General features: G+C 67.5%; 13 protein-coding genes. 6 read left to right on the top strand and 7 right to left on the bottom strand.

Annotated features, from left to right (window positions below; all coding sequences use genetic code 11):
* Nucleotides 1-62: 62 nt before the first annotated feature.
* The 6 genes from ABD260_RS21860 (at nucleotide 63) to ABD260_RS21835 (ending at nucleotide 9465) form a co-directional block, all read left to right on the top strand.
* On the top strand, nucleotides 63-2939 hold the full coding sequence (locus tag ABD260_RS21860) for an AfsR/SARP family transcriptional regulator (protein WP_344235724.1): 2877 nt from the start codon (nucleotides 63-65) through the stop codon (nucleotides 2937-2939).
* Between the two features lie 376 nt (nucleotides 2940-3315).
* Nucleotides 3316-4323 carry an ABC transporter permease gene (locus ABD260_RS21855; protein WP_344235722.1) on the top strand — a complete coding sequence of 336 codons (1008 nt, stop codon included), beginning with the start codon at nucleotides 3316-3318 and terminating at the stop codon, nucleotides 4321-4323.
* Between the two features lie 41 nt (nucleotides 4324-4364).
* The gene (locus ABD260_RS21850; protein WP_344235720.1) at nucleotides 4365-6125 is read left to right on the top strand and encodes an ABC transporter substrate-binding protein; all 1761 of its coding nucleotides are present in this window, start codon (nucleotides 4365-4367) and stop codon (nucleotides 6123-6125) included.
* A 96-nt stretch (nucleotides 6126-6221) separates the two neighbouring features.
* On the top strand, nucleotides 6222-7214 hold the full coding sequence (locus ABD260_RS21845) for an ABC transporter permease (protein WP_344235718.1): 993 nt from the start codon (nucleotides 6222-6224) through the stop codon (nucleotides 7212-7214).
* Nucleotides 7211-8374, top strand: a complete 1164-nt coding sequence (locus tag ABD260_RS21840; protein WP_425553368.1) for an ABC transporter ATP-binding protein — start codon at nucleotides 7211-7213, stop codon at nucleotides 8372-8374. The genes ABD260_RS21845 and ABD260_RS21840 overlap by 4 nt, the downstream gene beginning before the upstream one ends.
* Nucleotides 8375-8394: 20 nt before the next feature.
* Entirely contained in the window at nucleotides 8395-9465 is a 1071-nt protein-coding gene (locus ABD260_RS21835; protein ID WP_344235716.1) for an ABC transporter ATP-binding protein, read from the top strand.
* 73 nt (nucleotides 9466-9538) lie between these two features.
* Here ABD260_RS21835 and ABD260_RS21830 read toward each other — a convergent pair whose 3' ends face one another.
* The 7 genes from ABD260_RS21830 to ABD260_RS21800 form a co-directional block, all read right to left on the bottom strand.
* Nucleotides 9539-10114: a hypothetical protein gene (locus ABD260_RS21830; RefSeq protein WP_344235714.1), complete on the bottom strand. Its 576-nt coding sequence runs from the start codon at nucleotides 10112-10114 to the stop codon at nucleotides 9539-9541.
* 84 nt (nucleotides 10115-10198) lie between these two features.
* Nucleotides 10199-10978 carry an adenosylcobinamide-GDP ribazoletransferase gene (gene cobS / locus ABD260_RS21825; RefSeq protein ID WP_344235712.1) on the bottom strand — a complete coding sequence of 260 codons (780 nt, stop codon included), beginning with the start codon at nucleotides 10976-10978 and terminating at the stop codon, nucleotides 10199-10201.
* Nucleotides 10975-11502, bottom strand: a complete 528-nt coding sequence (locus ABD260_RS21820) for a bifunctional adenosylcobinamide kinase/adenosylcobinamide-phosphate guanylyltransferase (RefSeq protein ID WP_344235710.1) — start codon at nucleotides 11500-11502, stop codon at nucleotides 10975-10977. Before ABD260_RS21820 ends, cobS begins: the two co-directional genes overlap by 4 nt.
* Entirely contained in the window at nucleotides 11495-12304 is an 810-nt protein-coding gene (locus ABD260_RS21815) for an ECF transporter S component (RefSeq protein WP_344235708.1), read from the bottom strand. The genes ABD260_RS21820 and ABD260_RS21815 overlap by 8 nt, the downstream gene beginning before the upstream one ends.
* Nucleotides 12301-13911 carry an ABC transporter ATP-binding protein gene (locus ABD260_RS21810; RefSeq protein WP_344235706.1) on the bottom strand — a complete coding sequence of 537 codons (1611 nt, stop codon included), beginning with the start codon at nucleotides 13909-13911 and terminating at the stop codon, nucleotides 12301-12303. The genes ABD260_RS21815 and ABD260_RS21810 overlap by 4 nt, the downstream gene beginning before the upstream one ends.
* Nucleotides 13908-15023, bottom strand: a complete 1116-nt coding sequence (locus ABD260_RS21805) for an energy-coupling factor transporter transmembrane component T (RefSeq protein ID WP_344235704.1) — start codon at nucleotides 15021-15023, stop codon at nucleotides 13908-13910. The genes ABD260_RS21810 and ABD260_RS21805 overlap by 4 nt, the downstream gene beginning before the upstream one ends.
* The gene (locus tag ABD260_RS21800) at nucleotides 15024-15743 is read right to left on the bottom strand and encodes an SCO2322 family protein (protein WP_344235702.1); all 720 of its coding nucleotides are present in this window, start codon (nucleotides 15741-15743) and stop codon (nucleotides 15024-15026) included.
* Between the last annotated feature and the right edge of the window lie 233 nt (nucleotides 15744-15976).

Raw genomic sequence — 15976 nt, 5'->3', positions numbered from 1 at the left:
TGACTCGGTGCTGTTACCGCGCGCTTACCATCCGCACCCGCGGCGGCCGTATGCTCAGCGCCATGGAGTTCCGCCTGCTCGGTCCGGTCCAGATCTGGTCGAAAGGTGAGCAACTCCCGCTACGCCGTCGGCAGGAGCGGCTCCTGCTGGCAGTACTACTGCTCGAACCCGGCAAGCCGGTGCCGGCCGAGCGTCTGATCGACCTGCTGTGGCCAGACGCTCTGCCGGCCAACCCGCGCCGCGCATTGCAGGTGTACATGTCCAGGTTGCGCGCTGTGCTGGACACCAAGGTGACCAGCGGTACCGAGGGCTACGCGATCCTGGCGGAGCCTGCACAGGTCGACGCCGAGCGGTTCAAGTCGCTGGTCGACCAAGCGCGACGCCAGGAGGACCTGGAGCGCCGCAGCAAGTTGCTGACCGAGGCACTGCAGCTGTGGCGCGGTCCGGCGCTGGCTGGTGTCACGGCCGAGGACGTACGGCGCCGGCTGTGCGGAAGCCTCGAAGAAGCACGCTGGGCCGCGGAAGAGCTGCGCCTGTCTACGGAGCTGGCACTCGGCCACCACCAGGAGCTACTGCCTGATCTGGCCCAGCTCACCGCACTCCAGCCGGAGCGCGAGACCTTCGCCGTTGCCCACATGCTCGCTCTGTACCGTTCTGGCCGGCAGGCCGACGCACTAGCCGTGTACGGCGACCTGGTCCGGCATCTAGACGAAGAACTAGGTGTAGAGCCGGGTACTGAAGCCCGAGAGCTCCAAGTGGCGATCCTCCGCCAGGACCCAGTGCTCGACCTCGCCACGACAAGCGGCGTACCACGTGAGCTCCCGGCAGACGTGGGCGTACTGCTCGGCCGTGACGACCTACTAGCCGAGGCTGCTCAAGTACTGCTCGATTCCGGGCGCCAGTCAGGCGTACCAGCAGCAATCTGCTTGTACGGCGCCGCCGGAACAGGTAAGTCAGCCGCAGCCGTCCGACTGGGTCATCGGCTCGCCAGTGAGTACCCGGACGGGCAGCTGTTCGTACGCCTCCAGGACGTCGCCGGTGATGCCGTACCGCCTGATGTCGTACTGGGCCGCTTGCTCCGCTCGCTCGGCCTGGACAGCGGCGAGATCCCGGACGAGCTGGATGCCCGGTCCGCACTGCTCCGAAGCCGCCTTGCGGACAGAGCCGTCCTGATGGTGTTCGACGACGCCATCGATGCCGGACAGCTCCGGCCGTTGCTGCCGGCGAATGGCAGTTGCGCGGTGATCACCACGTCACGTCGCCCGCTGCTCGGCCTGGAGGACGCACTACACCGCGAGCTCGAACCGCTGCCAGATGAGACAAGTGCCGAACTGCTTGGGCTGCTGTCCGGTCTCGGCGCGGACCGCGTGAGTGACCTGGTTCCACACTGCGCCGGTCTGCCGCTGGCGCTGCGCATCGTCGGAGCGCGGCTGGCCGTCGTACGCGAAGACGTCGGTCATGTCGTGAAGACGCTGGCGGACGAGGCGCTGCGGCTCGACTACCTGGTCGCGGGGGATCGGGCGGTTCGCGCCAGCCTTGACCTGACCCTCCGAGTGGCCGACTCGCTCACCCGGGACCTGTTCGCTCGCCTGGCACTTGTCGGGGCGGACGAGTTCGCGGCGTGGGTGGCCGCACCGCTCCTGGACCTGGACGAAGACGCCGCAGCGGTCGTCTTCGACAATCTGGTCGCCCTGGGACTCGTACAGCAACGCCGGATCAATCCACCTCGGTACGGCCTGCACGGCATGGTCCGTGCGCTCGCAGTCGAGCAGTACGCGGCCGCGGACGACGACGAACTGCGCTACCTGGACACCGTCCTCCGGCTCGTCACGATCGCCGACGAACACATCGATCACGCCGCGGTGATGATCGAGCTCGATCGCGGCGGCAACTTCGTGCTGCCCGCGACCGAGGAACTGGCCGCCGCCGGTGCCTCCTGGCTGGACACGGAAGGTCCGGTGGTCCGCGCCGCGGTCGAGCGGGCGCTGCCGAAATGGCCGCGGCTGGGCAGCATGCTCGCGCTCCGCTTCGCCGGCTATCTCGCCGTGCGCGACGACCGGGAGGTACGGCGCTCCGTCCTCGACGCGGCCCGCGCAGCCGCCGCGGCGGCCGGTGAGCTCGAGCTCGAGGCCGACCTCTGCCGGTGCCTCTTCGGCGCCCTCGCACAGGCCGGAGCGCCGGTGGCCGACTTGCGGCCGCTCACCGACCGCGCGGTCGCGCTGGCCGAACAGCTCGGAAACCCGGCGCTGCGGATGGCCGCTCTGAGCCAGCAGGGCTGGCTGACCGCCCAGGTCGGAGACTTCGCCGGTATGAGCCGAGTGGGCGAGGAGATGCTCGCCGTCGTCGACGCCCACCCCGAGGCGGAGCCGGAGCGAGCCCGGGCGCTGGACCAGGTCGGCGGTGGGTACTTCCTCTCCGGGCGGATCGACGAAGGCCGGCAGGCGCGCCGCGAGGCTGCTGCGCTGAGCCCATCCGGGACGCGGCTGCATGCGATTCGCCTCGTCCTGCTGGCGGAGTCCCTGCTGGCCGGCGACGACCTGGGCGCCGCGCACGTACCCGAGCTGACCGCGGTACTCGCCGAGGCCCGCGAAATCGTCGAGCGGATCGGCGACGAGCTCGGGATCGCGCACGTCGACAACACCGAAGCACAACTCCTGGTGCTGACCGGGGACCTGGCCGGTGCCGAGACCCTGCTCCGCCACGCGGCGGACATTCTGACCCGCCGGCCGGACAGCACCGGCGAGGGCGCGAACGCGGCCGGCTGGGCCCGGTTGCACGTCGCGGCCGGGCGGATCGACGAGGCCAGGCAGGTGATGGACACGGCCATCGGCAACGCGCCGGCGACCGGTGTCGCCCAGTACGAACTGGCTATGCACAGCCGGGCCCTCGGGCTCGACTCCGCGTCCACGCATCGGACGAAAGACCCCTCTCAGCGGTGAAGTGAGGCAGTTCACGGGACTGGCACCACTATCGCCGGAATGTGTCTTTTCGTTACATTGCGTGAGAACTTGGCACAAAATGGCCACTGTCGGTGCTGTGCCGACGCGCATTGCGAAGAATTGACTGCCAAGAGTGACGAAATGGGGGAAATGTTCCGTTCCAGTACCCGTTCCGGTAACGATTTGTGCACTGGTGCCGAACACCGCTGGTTTGGTGTCACAGTCTCAGGCAGGCTAGCGCGCGGTTGTGGGGGAAGCGCCCTGTCAAGGGGATTTGACGCCAGCCCACCAGAACACAAAGGCTCGGCATGCTGTCCACCGATGGGGTGCCGGATCCACGGACCGAAATCCGGCCGACTGAGCTGACGGAGTGCGAATGAGTATTGGGTCGCCCGACTCGACCGTAGGGGTCGAAGATCACCCGGCGTCGGCGGAGCCGGTACGCACGTCGGCGACGCCGCACGGCAAGTCCCCGAGCCGGATCGCGTTCGACCGTCTCCGCAAGGACAAGGTCGCCGTGATCTGCGCGTCGATCGTGCTGTTCTTCATCCTGATCGCGATCCTGGCGCCGTTGCTGGCCAAGCTCGAGGGCCAGGACTACAGCTCGTTCAACACCGATCTGGTCGACGAGTACGGGTTCCCGACCATCAGCATCAACGGCCAGCACTGGTTCGGCGTCGAGCCGAAGACCGGCCGGGACAACTTCGCCCGCTGGGTCTACGGCGCCCGCCCGTCGCTGATCATCGCCTTCCTGGCCACCGTGGTCGGTACCGCGATCGGTGTCGTGATGGGCCTGCTGGCCGGCTTCCTCGGCGGCTGGGTCGACCGGGTGATCTCCTGGCTGATCGACTTCGTGCTGAGCCTGCCGTACCTGCTGTTCGCGATCGCGCTGGTGCCGATCGTCGAGTCGATGCGCGGCGGTTCGTTCAACCTGACCCCGGACGCGCAGGCGTCGATCCGGTTCCAGGTGCTGATCTTCGTGCTCTCGTTCTTCGGCTGGGCCGGCCTGGCCCGGATCATCCGCGGTGAGGTGCTGTCGCTGCGCGAGCGCGAGTTCGTGCTCGCCGCCAAGGCGATCGGCGTACCCACCCGGCAGGTGCTGTTCAAGGAACTGCTGCCCAACCTGGTGGCCCCGATCGTGATCTCCGCGTCCCTGGCGCTGCCGGCCTACGTCACCGCCGAGGCCGGGCTGTCCTTCCTCGGTGTCGGGCTGGTCGAGCCGATCCCCTCGTGGGGTCAGACGATCTCGGTCGCCACCAACTATTTCAAGGCCGACCCGATCTACCTCTGGCTGCCGGTCATCGGGATCACCGCTCTGGTGCTCGCGCTGGCCCTGCTCGGAGACGCGATCCGGGACGCCTTCGACCCCAAGACTCGCCGGTAGTTCGGCGATTGCCCCAGCGGCAGAAAAGGAGAAACCCGACCATGCAGTGGAAACGGATAACCGCGGTCGCGGCGACGGTGATGGTTGCCGCCGCGGCCTGTGGCAGCCCGTCCTCGAAGAACGGCAACAACAGTGGTGGCAACGGCGAACTGGGCAGCGCTCAGGTAAAGGCCACTGACCCCACTGCCAAGGGCCCTGCCGCCGAGGTGGACGGAGCGAAGAAGGGTGGCACCATCACGGTGCTGTCCGACGTCACGCCGGACACGTTCGACCCGACGAACATCTACTACGTCGACGGTAACCAGATCGGCAAGCTGTTCTACCGGGCGCTGACGCAGTACCGCCTGGACGGCCCGGACCACAAGCCGGTCCTGGTTCCGGACCTCGCCGAGGACCTCGGTACGAAGTCCGCCGACGGCCTGACCTGGACGTTCAAGCTCAAGCAGGGCATCAAGTACATGGACGGCACGCCGGTGAAGGCGGCCGACTTCGCGTACGCGATCAAGCGCTCCTTCGCGCACGACCTGTACGACGCCGGACCGACGTACCAGCAGCAGTTCTTCCTGGACGGCGACAAGTACAAGGGCCCGTACGGCGCGGGCGGCGCCAACTACAAGGGTGTCGAGACGCCGGACGACCACACCCTGGTCATCAAGCTGGCGAAGAAGTTCGACGACCTGCCGTTCTACGCCGCGTTCCCGATGTTCACGCCGATCCCGCAGGCGAAGGACACCCAGAAGAACTACGAGCAGAAGCCGATGACGACCGGCCCGTACCAGGTCGCGTCGTACAACCCCGGCAACGAGCTCAAGCTGACGAAGAACCCGAACTGGGACCCGGCCACCGACCCGGTACGGCACCAGTACGTCGACGGCTGGGACTTCAAGTTCGCCCAGGACACCATCAAGGTGCAGCGCCAGGTGCTGGCCAGCGCCGGGCCGGATGCCAACGCGCTGAACTACAGCAACCTGGACGTCTCGCTGCTGCCCGAGGTCAAGGACCCGTCGCAGCTCGTGACCGGCCCCGGCCCGTGCAACCAGATGTACACGATGGACACCCGGAAGATCCCCTTGGAGGTCCGCAAGCTGATCGCCAAGTCGTACCCGTACGACTCCTGGCGCAAGGTTGCCGGCCTGAACCCGAAGGACAGCCCGCCGGCTTCCACCATCCTGCCGCCGGCCGTCCCGGGCTTCGAGAAGTACGAGCTGCCGGGCCTGAACGGAACCGGTAAGGGCGCCGAGGACCCGGCCGTCGCGCAGCAGGTCAAGGACGAGCTGGCCAAGCTGGGCAAGTCGAACTTCGAGCTCTCCTGGTACTTCTCGATCGACGACAAGATCGCGTCCCAGGTCAGCCAGCTGCGCCAGCAGGCGTACGAGAAGGCCGGCTTCAAGGTCCGGGCGATCGGTGTCCCGAAGGCCAAGCTCCGTACCTTCGTCGGCAACCAGGACGCTCCGGTCAACATCGGCAAGACGCCGGCCGGCTGGTGCTCCGACTGGCCGTCCGGTACCAGCTGGTTCCCGGTGCTGTTCAAGTCGGACGCGATCGCGCTCGGCAACAGCGTCGGTCAGCTGCAGGACAAGGCGCTCGACGCGAAGATCGACGCGGTTGTCGAGAAGTCGCCGGAAGAGCAGCTGAAGGAATGGTCGAAGATCGACAAGGACATCCTGGAGAACTACCTTCCGGTCCTGCCGCTCTACTACGCCGGCACCAACTCGCCGGTCGGCAAGAACATCGGGCACGCGATCAACGACCCGACACAGGGTATGCCCGAGTTCACCTCGATGTTCCTGAAGCAGCCCTGACCGGGCTCGTCCTGAAACAGTAATCACCCCGTGAATCGGTGGAGTGGTGCCCGGATCATCTCCGGGCACCACTCCGATCGGTGAGGAGACAGTTCCGTGCTCTACTTCGTGGCGCGTCGCCTGGTCAGCGCGCTCAGCGTCGTGCTGGCGACACTCATCGCGACTTTCGCGTTGTTCTTCATCGCTCCGACGGACCCGGCCGGCGCGATCTGCGGTGAGCGCAACTGCACCCAGCAGCGCTACAACGAGATCAAGAAGAACCTGCAGCTGGACAAGCCCAAGGTGCAGCAGTTCGCGGAGTACACGGGCGGCATCTTCACCGGCCGCGACTTCACCACGTCCGGTGTGACCCAGCACTGCGACGCGCCCTGCCTGGGCTTCTCGTTCAAGAACAACCGCCCGGTCACCGACATGATCTCGACCAGGTTCCCGGTCACCGTGTCACTGGTGCTCGGGTACGCGGTCCTGGTCCTCACCATCGGTGTCTTCGTCGGCTCGATGGCGGCCAAACGAAGAGGCACGCTCGGCGACCGCGGCCTGATGACCAGCACGCTGGTGATCAGCTCGGTGCCGTACTACATCGTCGCGCTGATGGTCGCGCTGTACCTGACCATCCAATACCCGATCCTGCCTCGGGGTTCCTGGACGTCGCCGTTCGACAGTCCAGGGAAATGGATAGCCGGCCTGATAACCCCCTGGCTGGTGCTGGGCATCTACAACTGCACGTCGTACGCACGCTATTCGCGCGGGTCGATGGTCGAGACCCTGAGCGAGGACTTCATCCGGACCGCGCGGGCCAAGGGCCTGTCCGACCGGGTGGTCACCTACAAGCACGCGCTCCGGTCCGGGTTGATCCCGGTCGTGACGATCTTCGGTCTGGACGTCGCCGGCAGCCTCGGCGGCGCGATCTTCACCGAGCGGATCTTCGACCTCCCCGGCCTCGGGCAGCTGGTGCTGGACAGCTTGAACAACTACGACCTGCCCGTGATCATGGGCACCGTACTGGTCGCTTCGGTGATCATCGTGGTGATGAACTTCCTGGTGGACATCGGCTACAGCCTGATCGACCCGCGAGTGAGGCTGTCATGACCACCCCCGCCCCAGAAGACCGGAAGGACTCCATGGCCGACGACAGCGCAGCAGCGCCGGCGGACGCCGCGACCGGCAAGCACGGTCCGTCGGTCGCCACCCGGGAACGCCGCCAGGGCGCCCTCAACCCCAGCGGCGAGACGCCGTACCTGGTGGTCGAGGACCTGGCCGTGCGGTTCCCGACCGCCGACGGCGAGGTCAGCGCGGTGAACGGGCTGAGCTACTCGGTGCCGCTCGGGCGGACGCTGGCGATCGTCGGTGAGTCCGGTTCCGGCAAGTCGGTCTCGAGCATGGCCGTGATGGGCCTGCACGACCGCAAGCGGACCAAGATCACCGGCTCGATCCGGCTCGGCGGCGACGAGATCGTCGGCCTGTCCGAGAGCGACCTGATGAAGATCCGCGGCGAGGCCGTGTCGATGGTCTTCCAGGACCCGCAGTCGTCGCTGCACCCGCTGTACACGATCGGCAACCAGCTGGTCGAGGCGTACCGGGTACACCACAAGGTCTCCAAGGACGTCGCCAAGAAGCGCGCGCTGGAGATGCTCGACCTGGTCGGCATCCCGAACCCGCCGCGCCGGTTCGCCCAGTACCCGCACGAGTTCTCCGGCGGTATGCGGCAGCGCGCGATGATCGCGATGAGCCTGATCAACGACCCGAAGCTGGTGATCGCCGACGAGCCGACCACCGCGCTGGACGTGACCGTGCAGGCGCAGATCCTGGACCTGCTGAACAACCTGCAGAAGGAGTTCGGCTCCGCGATCGTGCTGATCACGCACGACCTCGGCGTGGTCGCCGAGATGGCCGACGACGTCCTGGTGATGTACGCCGGCCGCTGCGTCGAGTACGGCACCGCCGAGGACGTACTGGCGAACCCGCGGATGCCCTACACCTGGGGCCTGCTCGAGTCGATCCCGACCGTGTCCGCGGCGAACGAGCGGCTGCGCCCGATCAAGGGCCTGCCGCCGAGCCTGCTGAACCTGCCCGCCGGCTGCTCGTTCAACCCGCGCTGCCCGTACGTGGACCGGGTCAAGGGGGAGCGCTGCACCAGCGAGCTGCCCGACCTGCTGCCCGTCGACGGCGCCGGTACGCACACGTCCCGCTGTCACCTGCACGACAAGGCCTCGGTGTACGAGGCCGAGGTCGCGCCGAGACTGGGCTGACGAGGGGACTGAGGAGAGAGATGAGCGAGACCCCAACCGACGCGACCCGACCGATCGACGCGCCGGCGCCGAAGGGCGAGACGCTGCTCCAGGTCCGGGACCTGAAGATGCACTTCCCGATCAAGGAAGCGGCCGGCCTGGGCCGGACCAAGAAGGTCGTCCAGGCCGTCGACGGCGTCAACTTCGACCTGAAGGCCGGCGCCAGCCTCGGCCTGGTCGGCGAGTCCGGCTGCGGCAAGTCGACGACCGGCCGGATGATCACCCGGCTGCTGACGCCGACCGCCGGCAAGATCATGTTCAAGGGCACCGACATCGCGCAGCTCAAGGAGCGGGACCTGCGCCCGTTCCGCCGCCAGCTGCAGATCGTCTTCCAGGACCCGTACAGCTCGCTGAACCCGCGGCAGACGGTCAGCAACATCATCAGTACGCCGTTGCGGGTGCACAACCTGGTCAAGAAGGGCAAGGAGCTCGACCGGGTCCAGGAGCTGCTGGAGCGCGTCGGCCTGAACCCGGAGCACCACAACCGGTACCCGAACGAGTTCTCCGGTGGTCAGCGGCAGCGGATCGGGATCGCCCGGGCGCTCGCGGTCGAGCCCGAGGTGATCATCGCCGACGAGCCGGTGTCCGCGCTGGACGTGTCCATCCAGGCCCAGGTGATGAACCTGCTGGAGGACCTGCGCCGCGATCTCGGCATCGCGTTCGTGTTCATCGCGCACGACCTGGGCGTGGTCCGGCACTTCTGTGACGAGGTAGCGGTGATGTACCTCGGCAAGATCGTCGAGCAGGGCAGCCGGGACCAGATCTACAACGCGCCGCAGCACCCGTACACGCAGGCGCTGCTGTCGGCCGCTCCGGACCTGGGCACCATCCGTGGCGTGCCGCCGAAGGAGCGGATCCGGCTGGTCGGCGACGTACCTTCGCCGATCGACCCGCCGAGCGGCTGCCGGTTCCGGACCCGCTGCTGGAAGGCGGAGGACATCTGCAGCACGCAGGAGCCGCTGCTGGAGATCAAGCCGCAGTCCGAGGCCGGCCACATCGCTGCCTGCCACTTCGCGGAGCCGAAGGTCGACCTGACCGCCGCCACCGCTTGAGAGCCGAGCAAGCCCCCGTCAATGGCGACGGGGGCTTTCTCGTGTTCGCTTGGCTCAGCTCAGCCGGCTCAGCTCACTTGGTGGCCCACAGGTAGCCGAGGATGCCGTCCACCCGCCAGCCGGCCCGCGAGGCGGCCGCGGCGTCCGCGGTCCGCAGTACCCGCCAGCCGACACCGTTCTTCGAGACCCGGTACACCTTGACCAGGCCGCGGGCATTGGCGAGGGGGATCCGCCCGACGACACCCTCGTACACCCACGATCCGGAGGCGGCGAGCTTGTTCCGCTCGGCGGTCGAGACCGTCAGCAGATACGACGACCCGGACTTCATCCGCAGCCGGAACAGCGGCACCGTGCCGCGGACGGCCACCGTCGAAACGTACCCCGGAACCTGGCCGGTGAACTTGAACGCGAGCTTCTGCGCACGCAGGAACTCCGCCTGGTTGGTCGTGTAGAAGTACCCCTTGGCGCCGGCCGTGCGCATCTCGATCAGCTGCGCCCGCTTCGAGGCCGTGGCCGCGCTGGTGCCGGCCTCCGCCGCGGTGGCGTTGCTGGCGACGGCCACACCGCCGGCTACCAGCGCCGCGGTGGTGACGACCGCGCTCGCACCGATGGCGCGGGTCCGGCGAGTTCCCGGAATCTTCCATTTCATCGTTTGTCAAGCCTTTCGATCCTGGTTGAAATAGGTGCTAAAGGCAACTAGCCCATCCAGACGTTAGTACTGACAGGGGTCGCGTCAACCGAGCGCGAGCGCCAGCAGGGCGACCGGGAGCGCCAGTTCGACGGTGGCGCCGAGCACGTCTCCGGTGGTTCCACCGAGCGCGGTCCGGGCGCGGTGGGAGGTCAGGAAGGCGACCGCGACGGCGAGCAGTACTGCTGCCGCCGCGCCGATGACGTGGGCGGATGAGAGCCAACTGAGAACGGTGACGACGGCCAGTACTACGACGCTGACGAGCGTTGCCGTGGCTGGCCTGATGGTCGCGGCCACGTAGGAACCGAGGCCGTCCGGGCGGGCGGCGGGGACAGACGTACGGCAGGACCAAGGCAGCGTGAGACGGCTCACAGTGGTCGCGATCAGGATCGCCTGCCAGCCGCGGCCGGCTTGCAGGCAGGCGGTGAGCGCGGCGACGTCGAACAGCAGCACGCCGACAATCGCGACGACACCGAACGGGCCGATGTCGCTCTGCTTCATGATCCGCAGCATGGTCTCCCGGTCTCGCCGGGAGCCGAGCGCGTCAGCGAAGTCGGCCAGGCCGTCCAGGTGCAGCCCACCTGACAGCGCGGCCACAACCAGGACCCCGAGGACGGCGGCCAGCAGGTCCGCCTCGGGACGTACTAGGTGCACGAGGGCAACCAGGACTGCTGCCAAACCACCTATGAGCAGTCCGACGGCGGGTGCGAGCACCATGGCGCCCTTGCCGACCTCGCGGTCCACTCGGCTGGGTACACCGGCGGGCAGGACGGTCAGGGTACCTAGGGCGAGCCGCCCTGAGTCGAGCCAGGTGGAGGGCCTCATGTCAGCGGGAGGGTCCGGCCGGCGACTGTCCACAGGACCTGGTCGGAGGCGAGGGAGATGGTGGTGTTGAGGCGGCCCATCAGGTCGCGGAACAGTCGTGTACCGGCGTCGGCGGGCACGATGCCGGAGCCGACGTCGTTGCTTACGGCGACCACTTTGCGCGGTGTCGTGGACCAGGCGTCAGCCAGAGCAGCGATGCGTTCTTCGACGAGGTCCGTGCGGGACAGGTCGGACCAGACACCGACCACGTCCATGGTGCGCGACAGCCACAGTGTCAGGCAATCGATGAGTAGCGGGGGACCAGCTGACTCGAGCAGCGGGACCAGCTCGATCGTCTCGGCCAGGCCCCAGGTCGCTGGGCGTCGCGCCCGGTGTTTCGCAACCCGGTCCGCCCACTCGGCGTCACCGGAGTCGTCGCCACCGGTCGCGACGTACAGGACATCCGGTACGTCGGCCAGCAGGCGCTCCGCGGCAATGGACTTGCCGGAGCGTGCACCGCCGAGGAGCAAGGTTCGATCAGCCATCGGTCCTCCCGGGTTCGAAGATCACCGGTGCTTCGAAGGCCGCCTTGCGGGCGGTTCGGTGGAAGGCGTTCAGGATCGGCCTGCCGAGCAGCAGCACCAGTACGGCAGACAGGACGCCGCGGGGAATGTCCCAGCCCAGTGAGGTCGCCACCACGAACAGGAAGTACCGGTGCAGGTTGTCAGCCAGTGCATCGCCGGGGATGTAGGAGAAGTCGCTGCCGAACGTGGCGTACGGCCAGAACCACATGTTCATCACCACGCCGTACAGGACGCCGGAGACGATCGAGTACGCGGCTAGCAGTAGCAGTTCGAGCCGTCCGCCCAGGCGGGGCAGCAGCCCGGCCAGACAGCCTACCCAGGCACAGGCGAACATCTGGAAGGGCATCCAGGGACCAACACCGCCACTGATCAACGCACCGCCGAGCAGTGAGACCGCACCGAGTACGAAGCCGAAGCCAGCGCCGAACGCGCGCCCGGCGAGGACCAGCAGGAAGAACCCGGGGTCCAGTCCAGCCGTACCCGGTCCGAGGGCTCGCAGTGCCGTGCCGACTGCTCCGAGCATGCCGAGGAGTGAGATCACCTTTGCGTCGATGCCCGACTCGGAGAGCTCCGCGAGTACTACACCAACCAGCAATGGCAGTAGCAGGACGAACAGCCAGGGTGCGTCGGTGGTGTGTCCGATCGCCGATTCACTCGCCTGCGAGCTGCGGAAGAACAGGGGCCAGGCGAACGCGAGTACGCCGACCAGCGAGGCCACTACCAGTGCCGCGGTGCTTCGTGGCTTGAGGCGGATGAGTCTCATGAGGCGCGGTCCAGGGCATCAGCGACTTCCCCGACAGTCAGGAACGGCAGGGGAGCGAGGATCTTCGCTACCTGCGGTGCGAACGCCGGTGACCCGGCGATCACCTCAGCGGTTGCGCCGTCACTCACCAGCTCGCCGTCCGCCAGTACTATCACCCGGTTGGCCACCTCGGCGACCATTTCGACGTCATGGGTCGACAGCACGATCGCGTGGCCCGTTGCGGCCAGCTCACGGAGGATCGCTACGAGCCGCCGCTTGGCGCCGTAGTCCAGTCCGCGCGTCGGCTCGTCCAGCAGAAGCAAGGGCGGGGCGCCGCACAGTACGACGGCTAGCGCCAGACAGAGCCGTTGGCCTTCGGACAGGTCCCTTGGATGCCGGTCCAGTACGACATCTGGTGCCAGCCGTTCCAGTAGGGCGCGGCAGCTTCCGGCAGGCACTTTGAAGTCGGAGTCGGCTGCGGCGCATTCCTCCGCGACAGTTGCCGCGTACAAGAGGTCTGCAGGCTCTTGTGGGACCAGGCCGACCGCTTTGACCAGCTGGGACGGTTTGGTACGACGTGGGTCTGCTCCGGCTGCGACTGCTGTACCGGAGCGGGTCGGCACGATGCCTACTAGTGCGTTGAGCAGTGTTGACTTACCGGCACCGTTGCGACCCATCAGTGCGACGACCTCACCGGCCTGGATGCTGAGGGATACGCCACGCAGCGCAGTGACGTTGCCGTAGCCAACTACCAGGTCACTGCAACGTGCCAGCTCCGCACCGAGTGCAGCAGGAGGTCGGAAAGGTGCCGTGGAGTCCAACTGGTTGCGTAGCGTAACAGCAGCTCGCCGCGCATCCCTTACAGACAAGGGGAGTGGTGACCAGCCGGCAAGTCGTCCGAGCTCCACGACTGGCGGGGCGACCGGTGCGGTCACCATGCGGTCAGCCGGCAGTCCAGTCGACACAGCAGCGGCTCCACCGGGTACTTCGATCACGCGGTCGGCGTACTGGATCACGCGCTCCAGCCGGTGCTCTGCCATGACTACGGTGACGCCCAGGTCGTGTACGAGCCGCTGCAGTGCTGCTAGCACTTCCTCGGCGGCCTGCGGGTCCAGCGCCGAGGTGGGTTCGTCCAGTACGAGTACAGCGGGATGTGAGGTGAGGGCAGCGCCGATGGCGGTTCGCTGGCGCTGTCCGCCGGACAAGGACGTCAGCGCCCGGTCGCGTACGTCGGCCAGGCCCAACAGGTCGAGGGTCTCTTCGACGCGGCGGCGCATCACATCCGGCGCGATACCCAGCGACTCCATGCTGTACGCCAGCTCGTCCTCGACGGTGTCAGTGACGAAACCGGCCATCGGGTCCTGCCCGACCATTCCAACCACGTCCGCGAGGTCACGCGGCCGGTACTCACGGGTGTCCCGTCCGCCGGCCAGAACGCGCCCGGACAACGTGCCACCGGTGAAGTGCGGTACCAGGCCGTTGATTGCCCGCAGCAACGTGGACTTGCCGGAGCCGGTGCGCCCGATCACCAGAGCGAGCTCACCTTCGGGCACAGTGAAGCTGACGTCCTGCAGGGCGGGCGCGGGCGTGCCGTCGTACCTGACTGTGACCCGGTCGAACTCGATCATGCCGCCGCCTTCTTCAATGCCGCCTGGTTCAACGCCGGCTTCTTCAACGGGGGTGCGGCCAGTGCGGGCACTACTCCGACCAGTACACCGATCATCGGGAGCACTGGTACGGGCGGTACGACGAGCGGTCCAGCCAGGAGCAGTCCATCCACGCCGCGGACCGCTGCAGTCACCATGGCGCCTGCAGCAACCACACCGGCCGCTACGACCAGCCACTCGGGTAGCGCCCACGGGTCGGGGCGGTAGCGCGTACGGCTGACCCGCTGCCGTCCGACTGCCATCGCGCCGACAGCCAGTAGTACACCGACGGCCAAGGCGCCTGCTGCGAACGGGAAGTCCATGGAGTCGGTCAGTAGGGCGTAGACACCGAGGAGGATGCCCAGCAGGCCCAGTAGTACGCAGGCGGCGGTGAGACGACGGTGCGCTCGTGGAGCTTGTGCAGTACGCCCATAACCCCGTGAGTCCATGGCAGCCGCCAGCTCGACCGATCGGTCCAGTGCGCCTTCCAGTACGGGCATGGCCGTCGTACGGAAGGAGGCGCGCGTACGGCCGCGCAATCGCCTGGCGGCCCGAATCCGGCGGCCGTCGATCACCAGCTGTGGCGCGAAGGTCAGCGCGACCACACAGGCAACCCCCATCTCGTAGAGGGCTCCTGGCAACGACTTGAGCAGTCGGCGCGGGCTGGCCAGCGCATTGGCGGCACCAACGCAGCAGAGCATGACGGCCAGCTGGCCACCGTCGTACAGAGCAGTTATCAGTGCCTCAGCCGTCACGTCGCCGCCGAGCTTGACTCCCGCGGCCCAGTCCGGCAAAGGGATCTGCGGCAGCGTGAACAGGATCGTGTTGCCCTGCGAGCGGGTCGACAGCAACGCCTGCAGAACCACTCGGATGCCGATGACCAGCAGCCCGAGCTTCAAGAACGCTGTGAAGCTGTGCGCCCACGGTGCGTCGCTACGACGAGCCGAAACCACGAACCCGGTCACTGCGAGGATCAGCACCAGCAGCACCGGGTTGCGGGTCCGGCTGGCAGCAACGGCCATGCAGAGCGCCCACAACCACCAGGCCCCCGGGTGGAGTGCCCGGGGGAGCGTGAGGCGGTTGACAGCGCGCACTTACTTGACCGCGGATCGACGCCGGTTGAGGAGCAGTCCACCACCGGCCAGCAGAACGACCACGGCCGCGGCGATGATCAGAACAGCCCAGGGGCCGCTGCTCTGGTCCTGCTTCGCCGGTGTGGAGGCGGGAGCGCTGGAGCCGACAGGGGCGTCGATCTTCAGAGTCACCTGCGCATCAGTGGCCGGCACCTTGATGTTCTTGACCTGGTCGCCGCAGCCCTTTGACGGATAGCCGGACACGCCACAGGTGAGGCCCTTCTCGATCCGGACCGGTCCGGCCGCGGCCAGTACCTGTGCGCCGTTCGACGTCGGTGCGGTCACCACACACGTACCAGTGGCTTCGCCTGGTGTCTCACCGGTGAGAGCGTCCTCCGGCGTACCCGGATCGATCACCAGGGCGACACGCTTCTTGCCGGACTCGGCCGGGGTCTTGCCACAGATCGCCTCGAAGTCACCGGCTGCCCGCGGGACCCGGGGCTTCGCTCCGCCGACGGCGTACCGCCAGCCCTCGACGCCGCCGTCAGCAGGTACGTAGGCGTCGGCGCCCTTCTGTGAGAAGGCCCACTGCCCGTTGGTCCATTGGTAGTAGCCCCAGAAGCGGTAGCCGTCCTCGGTCGTACTCGCTCCGGCGGTGGTGGCGACGGTCCCAGCCAGCAGGAAACCCGCCAGCAGGCTGAGAACCAGCCTCGCCAGGTGTGTGGTCCGGTGTGCAGTCATGTGGTGTCCTCGGTCGGGCCACGGCCCGGTGGAGGAAGTCCCGCCTGCAACCGGCAGGGTGGGGCTCCACCCGCGGACCACGGCGGGTAGGTGAGCCTGACTGCCTGCGGCACAGTGTTCCGGCTCGCCACCTGTGCAGCCGCGCTCCAGCTACACAGGTGGCCTACGGTTGCGGGTCAGCGCCGGACTCGGACCGGCTTCCCTGTGACGCAGGCGTTTGGTTCGACCGAGAC

Source organism: Kribbella hippodromi (assembly GCF_039531045.1).
GTDB lineage: Bacteria > Actinomycetota > Actinomycetes > Propionibacteriales > Kribbellaceae > Kribbella > Kribbella hippodromi.
Note: the sequence above shows the minus strand (reverse complement) of the source record. Positions and strands in the feature narration are given on the sequence as shown.

Bases quoted from the DNA above. Each gene is read 5' to 3' on its own strand.
- ABD260_RS21860 (WP_344235724.1), top strand. From the start codon at position 63: ATGGAGTTCCGCCTGCTCGGTCCGGTCCAGATCTGGTCGAAAGGTGAG.
- ABD260_RS21855 (WP_344235722.1), top strand. From the start codon at position 3,316: ATGAGTATTGGGTCGCCCGACTCGACCGTAGGGGTCGAAGATCACCCG.
- ABD260_RS21850 (WP_344235720.1), top strand. From the start codon at position 4,365: ATGCAGTGGAAACGGATAACCGCGGTCGCGGCGACGGTGATGGTTGCC.
- ABD260_RS21840 (WP_425553368.1), top strand. From the start codon at position 7,211: ATGACCACCCCCGCCCCAGAAGACCGGAAGGACTCCATGGCCGACGAC.
- ABD260_RS21835 (WP_344235716.1), top strand. From the start codon at position 8,395: ATGAGCGAGACCCCAACCGACGCGACCCGACCGATCGACGCGCCGGCG.
- ABD260_RS21830 (WP_344235714.1), bottom strand. From the start codon at position 10,114: ATGAAATGGAAGATTCCGGGAACTCGCCGGACCCGCGCCATCGGTGCG.
- cobS (WP_344235712.1), bottom strand. From the start codon at position 10,978: ATGAGGCCCTCCACCTGGCTCGACTCAGGGCGGCTCGCCCTAGGTACC.
- ABD260_RS21820 (WP_344235710.1), bottom strand. From the start codon at position 11,502: ATGGCTGATCGAACCTTGCTCCTCGGCGGTGCACGCTCCGGCAAGTCC.
- ABD260_RS21815 (WP_344235708.1), bottom strand. From the start codon at position 12,304: ATGAGACTCATCCGCCTCAAGCCACGAAGCACCGCGGCACTGGTAGTG.
- ABD260_RS21810 (WP_344235706.1), bottom strand. From the start codon at position 13,911: ATGATCGAGTTCGACCGGGTCACAGTCAGGTACGACGGCACGCCCGCG.
- ABD260_RS21800 (WP_344235702.1), bottom strand. From the start codon at position 15,743: ATGACTGCACACCGGACCACACACCTGGCGAGGCTGGTTCTCAGCCTG.